The organism is Streptomyces sp. GMY02 (genome assembly GCF_019056675.1).
Taxonomy (GTDB): domain Bacteria; phylum Actinomycetota; class Actinomycetes; order Streptomycetales; family Streptomycetaceae; genus Streptomyces; species Streptomyces odonnellii.
Map to the genome: position 1 here is coordinate 5,510,236 of NZ_CP077658.1, position 18,825 is coordinate 5,529,060.

Here is an 18,825-nt window from a genome sequence, read left to right on the forward strand (position 1 = left end):
GGGGATATCTCGCCCCTGATCTGCTATGAACTGCCATCCTTTGAGGCGGCGCGGCGCCGTAGCCGTTGACGCCGCGCGGCGTTGAACCCCCTGGAGGCGCTCACGGCGTCTGCGCTCGACGAGGAGGGGTTCCCTTGTTGGAGTCTCAGCACACGACCGGCCAGGAGTACGGCGCGCGTCCCGAGGACGCGGGACAGCCCTGCGACCTGGTGACCGTTCCGGCCCGGCAGGGGCTCGAAGCGGTGGACATCCTGCGGCGCGGGTCGGCGCCCGCGGTGGGGCCGGTGCTCCATGACGCGCCCTGCGACACCCTGGGCTTTCTGGTGCCGCCGGGCACGGCGGCGGGCTGGGACATGCCGGGCAGCGCGTGTACGCAGACGCATGGGCAGGGCCCGTGCACACAGACGGAACCCCCGGTCACGGGCTCGGGCTGGCTGCTGCCCCCGGACGCAACGGGCCCGGTCACGGACCCGGCGGTACTGAGGGAGGCCCTGGGCCAGGCGGCCCGCCTGATCGAAGCGGTGGACAGATGCGGCTAGCGCCCCCTTTTTGGAGGCTCGGTTCGCCTCCGGGCGCCTCAAGACCCTGTCGACGGTCGACCGTGCTCGCCCCCTCGTACCTCGGGGCCTGCGCGCGCTCTCCCTTTCGACAGCGCCCGGCGCCCTTCGGCTCACTCGCCGGCGGCCGTGCGGGGCCGGAACATGGCCGTACCCCAGGCGGTCGGGGCGGGCCTCGCGCCCCGGGGGCGAACCGAGCCTGAAAAAAGGGGGCCGAACCGGGCCCGGAAATAGAATGGCCTGGTGGCGAGGAACAAGAGGGGCGCGGCGGAAGCCGTCATCGTGGCGGCCGTCGACGGCGGCACCGCCGAGCTCATACCCGACCGCGACCGCCCCCGCGCCTGGTCCCTGCTGATCGACGGCGCCCCGCAGTCCCACGTCGACCTCGACGACCCGATGTATCTCTCCTTCGCGTACCAGCGCAGGCTCGGCCATGTCGCCGATCTTGTCGCGCCCGCCGGCCGGCCCCTCCAGGTCGTGCACCTCGGCGGCGGTGCCTTCACGCTCGCGCGCTATGTCGCCGCGACCCGGCCCCGTTCCAGCCAGCAGATCGTCGAGGTGGACGCGGCGCTCGTACAGTTCGTTCGCGAGCGGCTGCCGCTGGATCCCGCCGCGCGGATACGGGTCCGCTCGGCCGACGCCAGGGCGGGGCTCGGCAAGGTGCCGGACGGGTGGGCGGATCTGGTGATCGCGGATGTGTTCGGCGGCGCGCGCACGCCCGCGCATCTCACCAGCGCGGAGTTCCTGGCGGACGTATGGAGGGCCCTGCGGCCGGGTGGCCGCTATGCCGCGAACCTCGCCGACGGGCCGCCCCTCGCCCATCTCCGCGGCCAGATCGCCACCGCCGCGACCGCCTTCGAGCACCTCGCGCTCGCCGCCGATCCGGCGGTCCTGCGCGGTCGCCGCTTCGGCAACGCGATCCTGCTCGCCTCCGACGACGCGCTTCCTGTCGCCGAACTGACCCGCCGCGTGGCCGGCGACCCCCACCCGGGCCGCGTCGAACACGGCCGCGCCCTACGGGACTTCACGGGCGGAGCCCCGCCCGTCACCGACGCGAGTGCCAAACCGTCCCCACTGCCCCCGCCGGACGCGTTCACCGGCTGACCGCCGGCCGGACCGTACTGTGCCCCCAGCCGTCGTGCGGCCGGGGGCACCACCGCTCAAGCCGACGCCCGAAGGTCAGCAGGGGCGGATGTAGTACACGGGAGACCAGGACGCGGTGCCGGTGTCCTTGGCGGTGTTCGACCAGCGCTGGGTCCCGTCGGAGTTGTAGAACCTGGCGACGGTGCCCGAGGTCTGGTCGTTGTTGAACGTGCCGTCGCCGATACCCCAGAACTCGTAGTAGCCGCAGTCGTAGTAGTCGTAGTAGTCACCCAGGCCGTCCTGGATGCACAGCCATCCGTGGCTACAAGATGGGGCCGCCGCAGTTCGGGGCGTGGTTCCCGGCACGGCGACGGTTAGGGTGCCGCCCGGGATCCGCACCTTGTTGGCGCTGATCTGCTCCGTGCCCGGGTGGGTGTCCACATACCTGTCGATCTTCTGCTGAAGCTTGGACGCCTCCACGGCGGGCGCGGCCGACGCGCTGCCCACCGCGAGCTGCCCCAGGACCAGTGCCATGGCCGCGACAGCGATCGCCAGAATCCTGCGTGGTGACATGTTCACGTTCCCCCCTTTTTTTGTTCCGTTTGTCAGGGCGCCGCCCGGTCGGGAGCGGTGCCCTGGAAAGCGCTTGCCATCATGCTGGGCGACGGCATGACCGTGAAGGGGGTGATTCGGCCAGACGGTGATTTGGCCAGACATCGCACTAATGGTGACGGCAACGCCTCAACGGTCGTCGAACTGGACCATTGGCGGATGATCGTTCCAGGTGCAGAAGACCGAGACCTCACGGCCGTCCCGGGTGAACGTCACACGGATCCAGTACGGCTGCGTCCAGACCTGCATCTGCCAGCCCGCGTCCGGGGTCGCGGAGACCAGTTCGGCGGAGACCGGGCCCATGTCGAAGGCGACCCGGCCGCCGTCGACCGTATAGCTCTTGACCTCGCCGGAGGCGGGCGGTTCCGAGGCGCCCGTGCTCGGCTCGGGGGCGCCCTGGGAGGGGTACGGCGCGGGCGGGTCGCTGTGGGTCGCGGTCTCCGCCGGGGTGGGGGTCACCGTCTCCGCCGTGCGCGGCTTCGCCCGGGGGCTGGGGGCCGCGGACGGGCTCGGGGGCCGTCGCGTCGACGAGACGAGCGGACTGGGCGGCCGCGCCGTCGAGTTGGCCGAGCTGTCCGTGGGGAGCGCGAGCGCCCGCGGCGGGTCGTATGCCGTACCGGTCATGACCGTACGGACGCCCCACCACGAGAGCGTGACCGCCGCCCCGGTGGCGAGCGACCAGGCCATCGCGTGTACGAGTCCTCTGCGCATCCCGGCCATGGTGCCGCACCCGCAACACCCGCGCCACACCCGCCCCGTTGGCCCCGACCGGCCTCCCCGCATCCCCCGGATGGCGTACGGTGCGGCCCATGCCCAGTGTGCTCGTGGTCGAGGACGACCAGTTCGTGCGCTCCGCCCTCATCAGGCACTTGACCGAGGCCTCCCACACCGTACGGAGCGTCGGTACGGCCCTGGAGGCGCTGCGCGAAGTGGCCCATTTCCGCTTCGATGTGGTCATTCTCGATCTTGGACTGCCTGATCTCGACGGATCCGAGGCGCTGAAAATGCTGCGCGGGATCACCGACGTACCGGTGATCATCGCCACCGCGCGGGACGACGAGGCCGAGATCGTACGGCTGCTCAACGACGGCGCCGACGACTACCTCACCAAACCGTTCTCGGTGGAGCATCTCTCCGCCAGGATGGCGGCCGTGCTGCGCCGCTCGCGCGCAGGTGCCGAGGAGGCCACGCCCTCCAGGGTGATCCGGGTCGGCGGGCTCTCCATCGACCCGCTGCGCCGCCAGGCCGAGCTGGACGGGTACCGACTCGACCTGACCCGGCGGGAGTTCGATCTGCTGACCTTTCTCGCCGGGCGCCCGGGAGTGGTCGTACCGCGCAAGGAACTGCTCGCCGAGGTGTGGCAGCAGTCGTACGGCGACGACCAGACCATCGATGTCCATCTCTCCTGGCTGCGCCGCAAGCTGGGGGAGACGGCGGCCAGGCCGCGCTATCTGCACACGCTGCGGGGCGTCGGTGTGAAGCTGGAGCCGCCCGCGCCCGGGGCGCCGCCCCGCCAGGGGCCGCCGGCATGAGATGGGCCCTGGTCAAGGTGGCCGTGGCGGTCACCGTGATGGTCGTCGTGGCGTTCGCCGTACCGCTGGGCCTGGTCATCAAGGAGATGGCCAGGGACCGCGCCTTCACCAACGCCGAACGGCAGGCCGCCGCCATCGGCCCCACCCTCTCCATCACCACCGACCGCGCGGAGCTGGAACGGGCCGTCGCCTCCACCCAGGCCGGTGCGTACGGACGGATGGCGGTGCATGTCCCGGCGGTCGACGATCCGGCCGGCACGGGTACGGGCGCCGGTACGGGTACGGACACGAGCACCGGTACGGACACAAGCACCGGCGCGGGGACGGGTACGGAAGGCCTGCCGCTGGAGATCGGTACGCGCCGGGCGGCCGAGAAGGACCTCCGCACCGTCCAGCGCATCGGCCGTGCCTCCATCGCCGAAGTCCCCGGCGGTTTCGCGCTGCTCCAGCCGACCGCGCTCAGCCAGGCGCGCATCGCGATCGTCGAGATCTTCGTCCCCGACGACGAGGTCTCCAACGGTGTCACCACCGCCTGGGTGGTGCTCGCGGGCGTCGGTCTCGCCCTGGTCGTCGGTTCCGTGGCGGTTGCCGACCGGCTCGGGCTGCGGATGGTCGAGCCCGCGCAGCGCCTCGCGCACGCGGCGCACGCCCTGGGCGAGGGCAAGCTCGGCGCGCGGGTCCCGGAGGAGGGGCCGACCGAACTGCGGTCCGCGGCCGTCGCGTTCAACTCGATGGCCGACCAGGTCGTTCAACTTCTCGCCAACGAGCGGGAACTCGCCGCCGACCTCTCCCACCGGCTGCGCACCCCGCTCACCGTGCTGCGCCTCAACGCCGCCTCGCTGGGGGAGGGGCCGGCCGCCGACCAGACCCGGTCCGCGGTCGCCCAGTTGGAGCGCGAGGTGGACACGATCATCCGTACGGCCCGGGAGGCCAAGCCGCAGACGGTGGCGGCGGGCCCGGCCGGTGGCTGTGACGTCTCCGAAGTCGTACGGGAACGGATGGACTTCTGGTCCGCGCTGGCCGAGGACGAGGGCCGTACGGCACGGGTCGCGGGCATCGGCGGCCCCGTGCGCATCCCGGTGGTCCGGGCCGAACTGGCCGCCGCGCTCGACGCGTTGCTCGGCAACGTCTTCCGCCACACGCCCGAGGGCACGGCCTTCGCGGTCGATGTGCACAACGGCGAGGACGCGGTGATTGTGCTGGTCTCGGACGCGGGCCCGGGCATCGCCGACCCGCGCGCCGCGCTCGCCCGCGGCAACAGCGGCGGCCGGGACGGCTCGACCGGCCTCGGCCTGGACATCGTGCGCAGGGTCGCCGAGTCGACGGGCGGGGACGTACGGATCGGACGCTCGGTCCTCGGCGGCACCGAGGTCCGTATCTGGATAGGCCTGGACGGCTGGCGCTCCCCCGGTGAACCCCGGGGCCACCGTCTGCGCCGCCGCAGACGCGGAGCGGCGGACCGCAGGGCCGCGGAGGTCTGAGGAGGTCCAGAGAAGGTCTGAGGAGGTCCGAGGCGGTCGGAGGGGGCGTTCCGATCGCCGGCCGGACCTTTAATCGGCTCCGATGCGTGCCTTAAGCGTGCCCTAAGAACCGCGACCTCTGTCCCGTACGGCCCATTTGTCCGTACCGTGGCGGCTAGTGTCGAACCGCAGTCGGACAGACCCGGTGAACCAAAAGGGCCGCCCCCCACCGGCCTCCCCCGCGCCCCGGCCGGATCCCCCCATCCGGCCGGGGCACGCCGTAAGGCCGCCCCACGGGCGAGGTCAGCCGACCGGGACCTCCGGGAGTACGCCCGTACCGGCCAGGCGCGCGTACCACAGGGCGCTGGACTTCGGGGTGCGGCGCTGCGTCTCGTAGTCCACGTGCACCGCGCCGAAGCGCTTGCCGTAGCCGTACGACCACTCGAAGTTGTCCAGCAGCGACCAGAGGAAGTAGCCCCGTACGTCCGCGCCGTCGTCGATCGCGCGCCGGACCGCCGCGAGATGACCGTGCAGATAGCGGATCCGGTCCGGGTCGTGGACCGCGCCGTCGGCGTCCGGCTGGTCCGCGTACGCCGCGCCGTTCTCGGTGATCATCAGCGGCAGCCCCGGCGCCTCGCGCGTGTACCGGAGGAGCAGGTCGTACAGCCCGCTCGGATCCACCGACCAGCCCATCTCGGTGAGTTCACCGGGCGGCTGGTGGAAGGCCACCGAGTCGGCGCCCGGCCAGGGGGAGTGCTCGCTCGCGCGCTGCCCGTCGCGGCGGGCGGCGGGCCCGTCCGTGGCGGCCGAGACGACCGTGGGCGCGTAGTAGTTGATGCCCAGCGAGTCCAGCGGCTGCCGGGCCGTCGCCGTGTCCCCGTCCTGGACGAACGCCCAGTCCGTGATCCGCGCCGTGTCCGCGAAGAGATCCTCCGGGTACGCGCCGCGCAGCATCGGCCCCGTGAAGATCCGGTTCGCGAGCGCGTCGATACGGCGGCGCGCGTCCAGGTCCGCGGGCGACTGCGTACGGGCCCGTACCGCCGACGGGTTGAGGCTCACCGAGATCCGGCCGCGCGCGGGAATCACCGAGCGCAGCGCCTGCGCGGCCAGACCGTGCCCCAGGTTGAGATGGTGCGCGGCGCTCAGCGCGAGCGACGGGCTCGTACGGCCCGGGGCGTGCTCCCCGGACGCGTACCCCAGGAAAGCCGTGCACCAGGGCTCGTTGAGGGTGATCCAGCGCTCCACCCGGTCGCCCAGCGCCTCGCCCACGCACCGCGCGTACTCCGCGAAGCGGTACGCCGTCTCACGCCGGGGCCAGCCGCCCGCCGCCTCCAGATCCTGCGGCAGATCCCAGTGGTAGAGCGTGAGGACGGGCTCGATGCCGTGCGCGAGCAGATCGTCGACCAGCTCCCGGTAGAAGTCGAGACCGCGCTGGATGACCGGGCCGCGCCCGGTGGGCTGGACACGCGGCCAGGAGACCGAGAAACGGTACGCGTTCACCCCCAGGTCCGCCATCAGCCGGACGTCCTCGGCCCTGCGGTGGAAGTGGTCGACGGCGACATCCCCGGTGTGACCCTTCTCGACCTTGCCGGGGGTGTGGCTGAAGGTGTCCCAGATGGAGGGAGTGCGCCCGTTCTCCCGGGCCGCGCCCTCGATCTGGTACGCGGCGGTGGCGGTGCCCCACAGGAAGCCGGGCGGAAAGGTGTCTGACATGTGCAGCTCCCGTTGACCGTAGATGTGAGGGACGAGGTACGGAGGCGCCGGCGGCGGCAGAGACCGGGCTCCGCCCGAAGCCGGGCCCGGACCGCGCCGCCCTCCCGGCGCGGTCCCCACGCGTCAGCCCCTGGCCAGGTGTCAGCCCTTGACCGCGCCCTGCATGATCCCGCCGACGATGTGCCTGCCGAACAGCACGAACGCGATCAGCAGCGGCAGCGTACCCAGCAGCGCCCCGGCCATGATCACCGACTGGTCGGGGATATAACCGCGGCCGAGCCCGGTCAGCGCCACCTGCACCGTCGGACTGCCGTTCTGGGTCAGGGCGATGATCGGCCAGAAGAAATCGTTCCAGGCCATCACGAACGTCAGCATCCCCAGCACCGCCATCGCCGGCCGCGCCGCCGGGAAGACCACATGCCACACCACCCGCCAACTGCTCGCGCCGTCCACCCGCGCCGCCTCGATCAGCTCCGTGGGCAGCGCCCCGATCAGGTACTGCCGCATGAAGAACACCCCGAAGGCGCTCACCAGGGTGGGCAGGATGACGGACTGGAGCTGGTCGGTCCAGGACAGCTCGGCGATCAGCATGTACAGCGGTACGACACTGAGCTGCGGCGGCACCATCATCGTGCCGATCACCATCAGCAGAAGCAGGTTCTGGAACCGGAAGCGCAGCTTGGCGAAGGCGAACCCGGCGAGCGTGGAGAAGAGCACCGTACCCGTGGCGATGGCCCCGGCGACCACCGTCGTATTGAGCAGGGCCGTCCCCATGTTGGCGTCGGTCCAGGCGATCTCCAGATTTTTGAAGAGGTTTCCGCCGAACCAGAACGGCGGCGGCGTCTGGGCGAGCCGGGTGTTGTTGCGCGAGGCCGCGATCGCCGTCCACACCAGCGGGAAGAGCGAGCCGACGGTGAAGATGATCAGTACGGCGTAGGTGATCGGGCCGCCGTGGAGCTGTCGGCCCGCGCCGCGCTTCCTCGGCCGGGCGCCGTGCCCGCCGTCCGCCTCCGTGGGGCCGGGGACCGTATCGGTGAGTGTCTGCGAAGTCGTCGACATGGGTCCCCCTACGCGCTCTTGCGGAGACGGCGGCCGATGACCCAGTTCACCGCGCCGATGATCAGCAGGATCAGGAACATCGTCCAGGCGATCGCGGAGGCCCGGCCGAGATGCAGATTCACCCAGCCCTGTTCGTACAGATAGAGCCCGAGCGTCTGGAACTGGTGGCTGGCCCCGCCGGTCGCGCCCGCGCCGCCGTTGAACAGCAGCGGCTCACCGAAGAGCTGTGTCGCGCCGATCGTCGAGACCACACAGGTGAACAGGATCGTCGGCCGGAGCGAGGGCACGGTCACATGGATGAACTGCTGCCAGCGCGAGGCCCCGTCCAGGGCGGCCGACTCGTACAGATCGTTGGGGATGGCCTGCATCGCCGCCAGATAGATCAGGGCGTTGTAGCCCGTCCAGCGCCAGATGACGATGGTGGAGACCGCGAGCTGCGAGGTCCAGGTGCCGTTCTGCCAGTCGACCGGATCGATCCCGACGATCCCCAGCAGCCAGTTGATCATCCCGTAGTCGCGTCCGAAGAGCAGGACGAAGACCAGGGTCGCGGCGGCCACCGAGGTGGCGTACGGGGTGAGGACCGCGACCCGGAAGAACATCGAGCCGCGCAGCCGGTAGTTGAGCAGATGTGCGATGCCCAGCGCGATCAGAAGCTGCGGGACGGTCGAGAGCAGCCCGATGGTGACGGTGTTCTGGAGGGCGTTCCAGAAGAACTCGTCACTGAGCAGCCGCGAGAAGTTCCGCAGGCCCACCCACTCCATGTCGGTGGGCGCGGTCAGCTCCACCCGGTGCAGCGAGGCCCAGCCGGTGTAGAGCAGCGGGAAGAGGCCGAAGGCCAGGAAGAAGACGAAGAAGGGGGCGACGAAGGCGTACGGACTCCATCGCACATCGCGGCGGTACCAGCGGCTGCGCCGCTCCCGGCGGCGCTCCTGGCGTGCCTCGTGAGCCGGATCGTGGACCGTGTCCTGTCCGCGGCCCCGGCGCTGCCCGGACTGCGCGGCGGCGCTCCGTACGCCCGTACCGGCGCCACCATTGCCGTCGTCCTGCGCCGGGGCCGCGCCCTCCTCCTCGGAGGGCGCGGCGGCACGTGCGTCACTGGACATCGTCACTGGTCCAGCGCGTTGTCGATCGCCTTCACGGCGGCGTTCCAGCCGTCCTTGGAGGACGTGCCCTTCTGGTCGACCTGGAGCATGCCGATGTCGGCCAGGTTCTGCGCGATGATCAGGTCCTTGGGACCGACGATCTGGACCGGTACGCCCTTGGCGGCCGTCGAGAAGATCTGGCCGATGGGGGCGTTGTCGAAGTACGGGTGCTTGGCGTCGGAGACGGCCGGCAGCGAGTACGCGGCCTGTGAACTCGGGAAGCTGCCACGCTTGGCGAAGAGCGTGGCCTGCTGTTCGGGTGCGGTCAGCCAGGCGACCAGTTTGGCCGCGGCTTCCTTGTTCTTGCTCGCTTCGGGCACCGTCAGGAAGGAACCGCCCCAGTTGCTGGGCTTGGGCGCGGCGGCCACGTCCCACTTGCCCTTGCCGGCCTCACCGCCCTTGTCCTGGATGTAACCGAGCATCCAGGCCGGGCAGGAGACGGTGGCGAAGGTGCCGTTGGCGAAGCCCTGGTCCCAGCCGGGGGTGAACTGCTGGAGCTTGGCGGTCAGTCCGGCGCTCGCGAACTCCGCGGCGGTGTCCCAGGCCTCGCGCACGGCCGGGTTGGACTTGTAGATGACCTTGCCGTCCTTGTCGTAGAACCGGTTGGCGTTGCTGCCGGTGATGGCGGCCATCACCCCGCTCGCCGAGTCCACGAAGGCCTTGCCCTTGGGGGCCTTGGCCTTGAACTGCTTCCCGGTTTCCAGGAACTTCTGCCAGTCGCCCGCCCACAGCTTGCCGACCTCCTCGCGGTCGGTGGGCAGTCCGGCCGCCTGGAAGAGGTCCTTGCGGTAGCAGATGCCCTGCGGGCCGATGTCGGTGCCGAGCGCGATGGTCTTGCCGGCCGTGGTGGTGGCCTGCGACCACTTCCAGGGCAGGAAGCTGTCCTTCTGCACGCCCGCGGTCTTGCCGAGGTCCACCAGCTTGTCGCCCTGGGTGGCCGTGATCTCGGCGATGTTGTTGACCTCGATGGCCTGGATGTCGGCGAGTCCGCTGCCGCTGCCCAGGTGGGTGAGGAGCTGCGGGTAGTAGTTCTCGTTGCGCTCGATCGAGGTCTGCTTGATGACCACGTCCTTGTTGAGCTTCATGTACTGGTCGTAGAGCCCGGCCTCCTGGAGACCGAAGGCCCCGAAGACCCCCACCGTGATAGTGGTCTTGCCCTTGCCGCCTTCGCCGCCGCCCGGCGCGCTGCCGGAGGGTTCTTCGCTGTCCTGGGCACAGCCGGACAGAATGCCGGCGAGCGCGGCGACGGCCGCGAGGACCACCACCCGGCGGGACGAGCGGGTACGTGTGCGCATTACGTCCTCCTAATGCACCGACGTGTCCGGCTCCGGCCAACTGCTGAGTGCGGCTCGGCGGTTGGGAGGGGGTCCGGTGCGGTCGGGATACGTGCGGGGCATGAATGGGTCAGGTACGGTGGGAGCGCTCCCATGTGTGATGTGTTGAAGCGTCGCGGGTCCCCGTAGGGGTGTCAAGGGACCGGGCGGCGCGAGGTGGCTCGTTTATGGGTTTGTTGGATTACGCCGTGGGGCGGGGGCCGGATTCGTCGGGGGAGGTGGGGATGGTGGACCGGGAAGCCCGGAGCGGCCACGAGGCCGGCGGGACCGGCGGAGCCGGCGGAGCCGGTACGGCTCGTGGGACCGGCGGGGTCCTTGGCGGAGTCCGGCACGCTCCCGGGGCACGGGCGCGCGGCGGCAAGCTGCCCACGCTCGAAGAGGTGGCCGCGCGCGCCGGGGTCGGCCGCGGCACGGTCTCCCGGGTGATCAACGGCTCCCCCAGGGTGAGCGCGCAGACCAGGGCCGCGGTCGAGGCGGCGGTCGCCGAGCTGGGGTACGTACCGAACCGCGCGGCCCGCGCACTCGCCGCCAACCGCGCCGACGCGATCGCCCTGGTGGTGCCCGAGCCGGAGGCGCGGTTCTTCGCCGAACCGTACTTCTCCGACATCGTCAGCGGGGTCGGCGAGGCCCTCGCGGACACCGGGATGCAACTGCTGCTCACCTTCGCGGGCGGCGCCCGTGAGCGCCGCCGCCTCGCCCAGTACCTGGCCGCGCACCGCGCCGACGGGGCGCTGCTGGTCTCGGTCCACGCGGACGACCCGCTGCCCGAGCTGCTGACCCAGCTCGGCATCCCGACGGTCATCAGCGGCCGGCGCTCGGCGGCCGAGCCGCTGCCCTCGGTCGACTCCGACAACACCGAGGGCGCCCGTACGGCCGTGGCCCATCTGCTCGCGCGGGGCCGCGGGACCGTCGCCACCATCACCGGCCGTCTGGACGTGTACGGCGCGGCCTGCCGCCTCGACGGCTACCGCCAGGCCCTCAGGGACGCCGGGCAGCCGCCGGACGAGGGGCTCACGGCCGTGGCGGACTTCACCGAGGCCGGAGGCCGCCGCGCCATGACCGAACTCCTCGCCCGCCGCCCCGGTGTGGACGCGGTCTTCGCCGCATCCGACGTGATGGCCGCGGGCGCCCGCCAGGTCCTCCGCGCGGCCGGGCGCCGTATCCCGGACGATGTGGCCCTGATCGGCTTCGACGACTCGGCCATTGCGCGCCATATGGATCCGCCCCTGACCAGCGTCCGTCAGCCGATCGAGGAAATGGGCCGTGCGATGGCCCGGCTGGTGCTCACGGAAATAGCCACCCGCGCGACACCCCACCCGTCACCGCCGCACCAGATCGTGCTTCCCACCCAATTGGTCATCCGGTCCTCGTCCTGACGCCGGCCCCCGCCCGTCTACAACTCCTGTACACCCCTGCCCTTCCACCGGGCGTGCGACACCCCCGGGCGCGGGGGCCCGGAAGAGGCTTTGCGGGCGGCTCGGGGGAGGCCCGGAGAACGGCCGTGCGTACGGTCCTGGAAGCGGCCCCGCACAGGGCGCCGGACCGGCCGGGAACGGGCCGGGAACGGGGTCGGAAGCGAGACCGGAAGCCGGGCTGGAAACGATCAAGGGCCGACCCGGAAATTCCAGGTCGGCCCTTGATCACAGAGGGTGAGTAACGGGACTCGAACCCGCGACATCCTGGACCACAACCAGGTGCTCTACCAGCTGAGCTATACCCACCACGACCGGTCGTTCCCGACCGGCCGAGAAAAAGTGTACAGGGTCCGCGAGGGTGCTCGCGCCTGCATTCGTGCGGGGTGGCGGCGCAGCGGGGCGGGTCAGGGCGCGGGGAGCACGTACTTCGCCGCGATCTGCTTCGCCGTGTCGGAGTCCGGGCCCGGAGCCGGTACGAAGACCGCCTCGCGGTAATAGCGCAGCTCCGCGATGGACTCGCGGATGTCGGCCAGCGCGCGGTGGTTGCCGCTCTTCTCCGGGCTGTTGAAGTACGCCCTCGGATACCAGCGCCGGGCCAGCTCCTTGACCGAGGAGACATCCACGATCCGGTAGTGGAGGTGGCCCTCCAGCGCCGGCATGTCGCGCAGCAGGAAGCCGCGGTCGGTGCCGACCGTGTTCCCGCACAGCGGTGCCTTGCCGGGCTCCTTGACGTGCTCGCGTACGTACGCCAGGACCTGCTCCTCGGCGGCGGCCAGCGTCGTACCGCCCGCCAGCTCGTCGAGGAGGCCCGAGGCGGTGTGCATCTGCCGCACCACCTCGGGCATGGTCTCCAGCGCCGCGTCCGGCGGGCGGATCACGATGTCCACCCCGTCACCGAGCACGTTGAGCTCCGAGTCGGTGACCAGGGCGGCCACCTCGATGAGCGCGTCGTCCGCCAGCGAGAGCCCGGTCATCTCGCAGTCGATCCACACCATGCGGTCGTTCATACGCCTTACCCTACGGGGCGCTCCGCTGGCCGGGCAGACTCGGACGGCCCGGACCTGCCGCGTACATGTCCGACCCGGGCTTTCCGTGGTCCGGCAGCGCCGAGGACGCGGCCGGCTGGCCCGGCGCGCCCGCCGCCGCGGCCGCCCGCCTGGTGTGCGCGGAGGCCTGCGCCGGTACGCCCGGTTCCATGACCCCCGGCGGCATCGGCTCGCCCTGCGGGCGCCTGGCCCGGTAGGCGGACCGGTAGGCCGCGGGGGAGGAGCCGAGCTGGCGCCGGAAGTGCCCGCGCAGCGCCACCGGGGAGCGGAAGCCGCAGCGGCCGGCGACCTCGTCGACCGAGTAGTCGGAGGTCTCCAGCAGCCGCTGTGCCTGAAGCACCCGCTGGGTGATCAGCCACTGGAGCGGCGCGCTCCCGGTGAGCGACCGGAACCGCCGGTCGAACGTACGGCGGCTCATGTACGCGCGGGCCGCGAGCGTCTCCACGTCGAACTGCTCGTGGAGGTGCTCCAGGGCCCAGGCCACGACCTCGGCGAGCGGGTCGGAGCCGATCTCCTCTGGTAAAGACCTGTCCAGATAACGTTCCTGACCGCCGCTGCGCCGTGGCGGTACGACCAGTCTGCGGGCCAGCGCGCCCGCGGCCTCGGCGCCGTGGTCCGTCCGGACTATATGCAGACACAGATCGATTCCGGCCGCCGTGCCCGCCGACGTCAGCACATCGCCGTCGTCGACGAACAGTTCCCGCGGATCCACATGCACGGACGGATAGCGCTTCGCGAGCGTCGGCGCGTACATCCAGTGCGTGGTGGCCGGTCGGCCGTCCAGCAGTCCGGCCGCGGCGAGCACGAACGCGCCGGTGCACAGACCGACGATTCTCGCGCCCTCCTCATGCGCCCGGCGCAGCGCGTCCAGCGCTTCCACCGGTGGCGGCGAAGTGATCGACCGCCATGCCGGCACCACCACGGTGCCCGCCCTGCTGATCGCCTCCAGGCCGTACGGCGCGCTGAGTTCGAGCCCGCCGGTGGTGCGCAGCGGTCCGTCCTCCCCGGCACAGACGAGCAGGCGGTAGCGGGGAACCCCGGCGTCCTGGCGGTCGATTCCGAACACCGAGAGCGGGATCGAGCTCTCGAAGATGGGGCCACCACTGAAGAGCAGCACGGCGACGACTTCCCGGCGGCGACGCCCGGAAAGCTTCCGTGCTGACTCCGGTGCGGCAGTGGAGTCCTGGCTCATGGCGCTAAGCCCCCCTCGGTGTTCGCGTCTCCCCGTTCTTGTCGGGCCTCTCGCTCCTGCACGATTCCCCTCGGTTTTGCACGGGTCCCCAGCCTTCGATGCTCATGATCGAATCTACTGTGTCCCGTGGTGCCGGCGTGACAAGTTCTCCATCCGGCGTTATGTCGACAAGGCAACTTGGCCCGAAGCATTCGATCACGAAGCGTTCCACTCGGGAGCCGAGAGTGGAAGTGGGCCTCGCGTGCATGGCCCGTCCCCATAGGGTGCGAACGGTCCGGTCGGTCCTTTCTTCCCTGGTGGCAAGGGGGTTGGCAGGCCATTTCGCCAAGGGTTCTGCCCCAGTGTGAAGTTGGCTGAAAAGTGATGGGTGTGTCTGTGCGAAGCTTTCAATCTCCCGGCGCACTACCTTGACGCGCGCGTGCGCCGCACCGCGCCCTCGGAGTGCCCCGGGACCGTCGGCTTCCGGACGTTCCGTACGTTACGTACATCCTGGCCTTGATCGTAGCCCCGGCGCCCGCTCCTTCCGACGGCCGCCCCGCCGGACCGGCCGCGGCTTCGGCCGCGGCCCGGGGCGCGGTTCCGGAGCGGGTCTCTCCCGGACGGTTCGGACGCCTCGGCCGCCCTTCGCCCCTGTCCGTACCCCCAACCGGCCCCCGTACGGCCCCGGGGGCGCCTCCTGGGCCCTCCCGGACGCCACCCCCGGGTCCGGGTCCGGCGAAGCGCCGTACGGCGGGCAGGGCGGGTCCGGCGGTCCTCGGGGCGCCCGCCGGAGGGCGGGGCGCTGCCCGCCCGCTCCTCGCGCCGCGGAGCGTCCTGAGTGGCCTGAGCGATCGGTGATGCGGGCACGGGGACTCCCACAGGGTGACGATATGACCGATGGCCAACGAGGAGCGGAGCCCTCCGGTCACTCCTCGGGCGACCGCGGGGACCGTCAGGCATTGCGATCCGCCGCGCCCTCGTGCATGCTCCCTGGAACGCCGCGTGTGGGGCGGCGGGCTCTGGGCATGAGAAGAGTGTCGCCGTACCCTTATGGGTACGGGTTGGGAAGATGATTCCCGGACACGGCACCGCCCGCCACAACACCCGCCACGACCATTGTTGTCCCTTCCCAAGAGGACCTCTTTCGCCGAGACATCATGGCTGGTCACGAAATCCCCGAACCCGCTGACCGCAAGCAGGTGGCCGACCCCTTGTCGGACCTGCGAGCGGCGGAACAGACGCGTGCGTCCTGCGATCCCGCCTTCCGGCACGGAGTGGTGGTCGGTTTCGACGGCTCGACCTCCAGCGAGCGGGCGCTCGCGTACGCCATCGGCATGGCGAAACGGCTGAACTCCGGCCTGATCATCGTCCATGTCGCCAACCGGCTCCCGACCACGGTCTGGGCGGGCTGCGAGCCCCCGGTCTTCGTGGACGTGCCGGATCACCGCACCGAGGTGCTCGGCCTCGAACTGGCCTGCGCGGACTACCTCGCCGAGGTCCCGTGGATCCTGGTCGAGCGCGGCGGAGACATCTGCCACGAGCTGGAAGAGGTCGGCGAGGAGTACTCCGCGGACGCGATCGTCGTCGGCTCCACGCACGGCATCGTCGGGCGGATCTTCGGCTCGGTCGCGGGCCGGCTCGCACGCCGCGCCCAGCGCCCGGTCGTCGTCATCCCCTGACGAGTTCCCCGACCTGTTCCCTGCCGCATTCCCCACCCCGTTCCGCCCCTACCCAGTTGCGCGACACCCCGTTCCGCGACCCGTTCGACGCGTTCCTCGACGCGTTCTCGACACGCTGCCCGATTCCGTCACGCCCGTGACGCGGCTCGCCTTCCCGGCGGTTGTGCACGCGCTTCACACCATCTGAGAATGTGTCAACTCCCTTGCGCACAAGGTGAATTTACTCACGCGTAGAGGTGCATCGTGCGCTTGTGAAGGGTACATAGCGGTCGCTGGGACACAGCCACCCGCACATCATGAAGGGAGCCCGCCGTGGACAACGACGTCTCTGCGGGAAGCACCACTTCCACTTCGGTTCTCGGCCATCTCGCGCTCGGACTCACCCTGCTCGCCTTCGGTATAGGCCACACCGGCGTCATCGACGGAGTGACGGCGGCGGACGCCGTCTCGCTCGCGCTGTATGTCGGCGGGGTCGCGCTCTTCGTCGCCGGACTGTTCGCGTTCCGGGCGGGCGACTCATTCACCGGTACGGCCTTCGCGGGCCTCGGAGCCTTCTGGTTCACCTGGGGCACGGGCGTCGGAGAGCAGATCTCCGCCGACGCGGCCGGCCTCTTCCTCGTCCTCTGGGCACTGCTCGCGCTCAGTCTGACCCTCGGCGCGGCGGGCGCGGGGCCGCTCCTCCAGGGCACGTACGGACTGCTGGCAGCCGCCCTTCTGCTGCTCGCACTCGGACAGTTCGCCGACAGCACGGGCCTGGCGAAGATCGGCGGCTGGGTCGCCGCGGTGGCGGGCCTGGCCGCCTGGTACGGAGCGACGGCCGCGCTCGCCAAGTGGCCGACCGCGCTGCCGGGCCGCCGTGCTGCCGGCCGTGGAGTGACGGCCACCGGCTGAGGCAGCCACGGGCCGGTGTCCGGGCAGCACCGGCCCCACCCGGGCCCTGTCCGCCACATCCCGCCCGCCCTGCGGGCGGACGGCGCCATGTGTTGGACAGGGCCTGAGCGCCCCCCGCGCGCCGGGCGGCATGCGCGGGGGGCGCTCTGACGGCGCTGCGCTCCGACGGCCCGGAGAACCGGGCCGCGTCCGCAGCTCCACGCTCACCGGCCGGTCCGCGGTCTCAGGCTGGTCCGCGGTCTCAGGCCGGTGCGCGCTCGTCGGCTACTCCACCGTCACCGACTTCGCCAGGTTGCGCGGCTTGTCGATGTCCCGGCCCAGGGTCAGTGCCGTGTGATACGCCAGGAGCTGGAGCGGGATGCCCAGCAGGATCGCGTCCAGTTCCGGCTCGTTCTTCGGCACCACGATCGTGTGGTCGGCCTTCTCCTGCGGCTGGTGGCCCACCGCCAGGATCGGTCCGCTGCGCGCCTTGATCTCCTCCAGCGCCGCGCGGTTCTTCTCCAGCAGATCGTCGTCCGGGACGATCGCGACCGTCGGCAGCGCCGGTTCGATCAGCGCGAGCGGGCCGTGCTTCAGCTCCGACGCCGGGTAGGCCTCGGCGTGGATGTACGAGATCTCCTTGAGCTTCAGCGAGGCCTCCAGCGCCACCGGATAGCCCCGTACCCGCCCGATGAACATCATCGACGCGGACCGCGCGTACTCGCCCGCCAGCTTCGCGATGGAGTCCTCCGTCGCCAGGATCTCCGCGATCTGCGCGGGCAGCGCGCGCAGCCCCGCGATGATCCGCTTGCCGTCCGCGACCGACAGATCGCGGATCCGGCCGAGGTGCAGTGCCAGCAGCGCGAAGGCGACCACGGTGTTGGTGAAGCACTTGGTGGAGACCACGCAGACCTCGGGGCCCGCGTGCACGTACACCCCGCCGTCGGTCTCCCGGGCGATCGCCGAACCCACGACATTGACCACGCCCAGCACCCGCGCGCCCTTGCGCTTCAGCTCCTGGACCGCGGCGAGTACGTCGTACGTCTCACCGGACTGCGACACCGCGACGTACAGGGTGTCCGGGTCCACCACCGGATTGCGGTAGCGGAACTCGGAGGCGGGCTCGGCGTCCGCGGGGATGCGCGCCAGCTCCTCGATGAGCTGCGCGCCGATCAGCCCCGCGTGGTACGAGGTGCCGCAGCCCAGGATCTTGATCCGGCGCACCCCGCGCGCCTCGCGGGCGTCCAGATTGAGTCCGCCGAGATGCACCGTCGCGAACCGGTCGTCGATCCGTCCGCGCAGCACCCGGTCCACCGCGTCCGGCTGCTCCGAGATCTCCTTGTGCATGTACGTGTCGTGGCCGCCCATGTCGTACGACTCGGCCTCCCACTCCACGGTGGTCGGCGTCGCCGAGGTACGGGACCCCTCGGTCGTGTACGTACGGAAGTCGTCGGCCTTCAGGGTCGCCATCTCGCCGTCGTCGAGCGTCACGACCTGACGGGTGTGGGAGACGAGCGCCGCCACGTCGGAGGCGACGAACATCTCCTTCTCGCCGATCCCCAGGACGACCGGGGAGCCGTTGCGGGCGACGACGATACGGTCCGGGAAGTCCGCGTGCAGGACGGCGATGCCGTAGGTGCCCTCGATGATCTGGAGCGCCTGGCGGACCTTCTCCTCCAGGGTCGGCGCCTGGGAGCGGGCGATGAGGTGGGTCATCACCTCGGTGTCTGTCTCGGACAGGAACACCACCCCGTCCGCCTCCAGCTTCACCCGCAGCTCGGCGGCGTTGTCGATGATGCCGTTGTGGACGAGCGCGACCTTGCCCCCGGGGTCCATGTGCGGATGCGCGTTCTCGTCGCTCGGCGAGCCATGGGTGGCCCAGCGGGTGTGCGCGATTCCGGTGGTGCCCGCGAAGCGCTTGGGCACGCGGGCCTCCAGGTCGCGGACCCGGCCCTTGGCCTTGACCATCTTCAGCGTGGCGGCCTTGCCCGCGGCCGGCTTGCCGGTGATGACGACCCCGGCCGAGTCGTACCCGCGGTATTCCAGTCGCTGGAGCCCCTCCAGCAGCAGGGGGGCCACATCACGCTTTCCGATGTATCCGACGATTCCGCACATACAGTTCCTGCTCCTCCTGATCGGCGCGGTATTGGTT

The 18,825-nt window shown here is 71.0% G+C and carries 16 protein-coding genes and 1 tRNA gene; 7 read left to right on the plus strand and 10 right to left on the minus strand.

Annotated elements, in window-relative coordinates; all coding sequences use genetic code 11:
* Positions 1–137: 137 nt before the first annotated feature.
* Positions 138–539 (plus strand): hypothetical protein, encoded by a 402-nt coding sequence (locus tag KQY30_RS23345; protein ID WP_217311275.1) that lies wholly within the window; start codon positions 138–140, stop codon positions 537–539.
* Positions 540–800: 261 nt separating this feature from the next.
* The gene (locus KQY30_RS23350) at positions 801–1,661 is read left to right on the plus strand and encodes a spermidine synthase (RefSeq protein WP_217308498.1); all 861 of its coding nucleotides are present in this window, start codon (positions 801–803) and stop codon (positions 1,659–1,661) included.
* Positions 1,662–1,736: 75 nt separating this feature from the next.
* Here KQY30_RS23350 and KQY30_RS23355 read toward each other — a convergent pair whose 3' ends face one another.
* Positions 1,737–2,213 (minus strand): hypothetical protein, encoded by a 477-nt coding sequence (locus tag KQY30_RS23355; RefSeq protein WP_217311276.1) that lies wholly within the window; start codon positions 2,211–2,213, stop codon positions 1,737–1,739.
* Between the two features lie 168 nt (positions 2,214–2,381).
* Entirely contained in the window at positions 2,382–2,963 is a 582-nt protein-coding gene (locus KQY30_RS23360) for a hypothetical protein (protein ID WP_217308499.1), read from the minus strand.
* A 98-nt stretch (positions 2,964–3,061) separates the two neighbouring features.
* Between KQY30_RS23360 and KQY30_RS23365 the strand changes: the two genes are divergently transcribed.
* Together KQY30_RS23365 and KQY30_RS23370 are read left to right on the plus strand one after the other, a co-directional pair.
* Positions 3,062–3,784: a response regulator transcription factor gene (locus KQY30_RS23365; protein ID WP_217308500.1), complete on the plus strand. Its 723-nt coding sequence runs from the start codon at positions 3,062–3,064 to the stop codon at positions 3,782–3,784.
* A complete protein-coding gene (locus KQY30_RS23370) occupies positions 3,781–5,265 on the plus strand; it encodes a HAMP domain-containing sensor histidine kinase (RefSeq protein ID WP_217308501.1) in 1,485 nt (494 codons plus the stop codon). Before KQY30_RS23365 ends, KQY30_RS23370 begins: the two co-directional genes overlap by 4 nt.
* A 282-nt stretch (positions 5,266–5,547) precedes the next feature.
* Here the strand turns inward: KQY30_RS23370 and KQY30_RS23375 are convergent, their stop codons facing one another.
* The 4 genes from KQY30_RS23375 to KQY30_RS23390 form a co-directional block, all read right to left on the minus strand.
* Positions 5,548–6,957 carry a GH1 family beta-glucosidase gene (locus KQY30_RS23375; protein ID WP_217308502.1) on the minus strand — a complete coding sequence of 470 codons (1,410 nt, stop codon included), beginning with the start codon at positions 6,955–6,957 and terminating at the stop codon, positions 5,548–5,550.
* A 141-nt stretch (positions 6,958–7,098) separates the two neighbouring features.
* A complete protein-coding gene (locus tag KQY30_RS23380; protein WP_217308503.1) occupies positions 7,099–8,016 on the minus strand; it encodes a carbohydrate ABC transporter permease in 918 nt (305 codons plus the stop codon).
* Positions 8,017–8,024: 8 nt separating this feature from the next.
* Entirely contained in the window at positions 8,025–9,119 is a 1,095-nt protein-coding gene (locus tag KQY30_RS23385; RefSeq protein WP_217308504.1) for a carbohydrate ABC transporter permease, read from the minus strand.
* 2 nt (positions 9,120–9,121) lie between these two features.
* Positions 9,122–10,453, minus strand: a complete 1,332-nt coding sequence (locus KQY30_RS23390; protein WP_217308505.1) for an extracellular solute-binding protein — start codon at positions 10,451–10,453, stop codon at positions 9,122–9,124.
* 263 nt (positions 10,454–10,716) lie between these two features.
* Between KQY30_RS23390 and KQY30_RS23395 the strand changes: the two genes are divergently transcribed.
* Positions 10,717–11,868 (plus strand): LacI family DNA-binding transcriptional regulator, encoded by a 1,152-nt coding sequence (locus tag KQY30_RS23395; RefSeq protein ID WP_217308506.1) that lies wholly within the window; start codon positions 10,717–10,719, stop codon positions 11,866–11,868.
* A 272-nt stretch (positions 11,869–12,140) separates the two neighbouring features.
* On the opposite strand, the gene KQY30_RS23400 is transcribed toward KQY30_RS23395, so the two are convergent.
* The 3 genes from KQY30_RS23400 to KQY30_RS23410 all read right to left on the minus strand — a co-directional run bounded on the left by KQY30_RS23400 (position 12,141) and on the right by KQY30_RS23410 (position 14,145).
* Positions 12,141–12,213, minus strand: a tRNA-His gene (locus KQY30_RS23400).
* Positions 12,214–12,311: 98 nt separating this feature from the next.
* Positions 12,312–12,914, minus strand: coding sequence for an oligoribonuclease (gene orn, locus KQY30_RS23405; protein ID WP_217308507.1), 603 nt, complete (start codon positions 12,912–12,914; stop codon positions 12,312–12,314).
* A 10-nt stretch (positions 12,915–12,924) separates the two neighbouring features.
* Positions 12,925–14,145, minus strand: a complete 1,221-nt coding sequence (locus KQY30_RS23410; RefSeq protein ID WP_217308508.1) for a GlxA family transcriptional regulator — start codon at positions 14,143–14,145, stop codon at positions 12,925–12,927.
* 1,136 nt (positions 14,146–15,281) lie between these two features.
* On the opposite strand from KQY30_RS23410, the gene KQY30_RS23415 reads away from it, so the two are divergent.
* Positions 15,282–15,803 carry a universal stress protein gene (locus KQY30_RS23415; RefSeq protein WP_046507990.1) on the plus strand — a complete coding sequence of 174 codons (522 nt, stop codon included), beginning with the start codon at positions 15,282–15,284 and terminating at the stop codon, positions 15,801–15,803.
* A gap of 312 nt (positions 15,804–16,115) precedes the next feature.
* On the plus strand, positions 16,116–16,694 hold the full coding sequence (locus KQY30_RS23420; RefSeq protein ID WP_217308509.1) for an acetate uptake transporter: 579 nt from the start codon (positions 16,116–16,118) through the stop codon (positions 16,692–16,694).
* A gap of 264 nt (positions 16,695–16,958) precedes the next feature.
* Here KQY30_RS23420 and glmS read toward each other — a convergent pair whose 3' ends face one another.
* Positions 16,959–18,788 carry a glutamine--fructose-6-phosphate transaminase (isomerizing) gene (gene glmS / locus KQY30_RS23425; RefSeq protein WP_217308510.1) on the minus strand — a complete coding sequence of 610 codons (1,830 nt, stop codon included), beginning with the start codon at positions 18,786–18,788 and terminating at the stop codon, positions 16,959–16,961.
* Positions 18,789–18,825 lie beyond the last annotated feature (37 nt).

Coding starts and splice junctions, on each gene's coding strand:
- KQY30_RS23355 (WP_217311276.1), bottom strand. CDS start 2,213: ATGTCACCACGCAGGATTCTGGCGATCGCTGTCGCGGCCATGGCACTG.
- KQY30_RS23360 (WP_217308499.1), bottom strand. CDS start 2,963: ATGCGCAGAGGACTCGTACACGCGATGGCCTGGTCGCTCGCCACCGGG.
- KQY30_RS23365 (WP_217308500.1), top strand. CDS start 3,062: ATGCCCAGTGTGCTCGTGGTCGAGGACGACCAGTTCGTGCGCTCCGCC.
- KQY30_RS23370 (WP_217308501.1), top strand. CDS start 3,781: ATGAGATGGGCCCTGGTCAAGGTGGCCGTGGCGGTCACCGTGATGGTC.
- KQY30_RS23375 (WP_217308502.1), bottom strand. CDS start 6,957: ATGTCAGACACCTTTCCGCCCGGCTTCCTGTGGGGCACCGCCACCGCC.
- KQY30_RS23380 (WP_217308503.1), bottom strand. CDS start 8,016: ATGTCGACGACTTCGCAGACACTCACCGATACGGTCCCCGGCCCCACG.
- KQY30_RS23385 (WP_217308504.1), bottom strand. CDS start 9,119: ATGTCCAGTGACGCACGTGCCGCCGCGCCCTCCGAGGAGGAGGGCGCG.
- KQY30_RS23390 (WP_217308505.1), bottom strand. CDS start 10,453: ATGCGCACACGTACCCGCTCGTCCCGCCGGGTGGTGGTCCTCGCGGCC.
- KQY30_RS23395 (WP_217308506.1), top strand. CDS start 10,717: ATGGTGGACCGGGAAGCCCGGAGCGGCCACGAGGCCGGCGGGACCGGC.
- orn (WP_217308507.1), bottom strand. CDS start 12,914: ATGAACGACCGCATGGTGTGGATCGACTGCGAGATGACCGGGCTCTCG.
- KQY30_RS23410 (WP_217308508.1), bottom strand. CDS start 14,145: ATGAGCCAGGACTCCACTGCCGCACCGGAGTCAGCACGGAAGCTTTCC.
- KQY30_RS23415 (WP_046507990.1), top strand. CDS start 15,282: ATGGCTGGTCACGAAATCCCCGAACCCGCTGACCGCAAGCAGGTGGCC.
- glmS (WP_217308510.1), bottom strand. CDS start 18,788: ATGTGCGGAATCGTCGGATACATCGGAAAGCGTGATGTGGCCCCCCTG.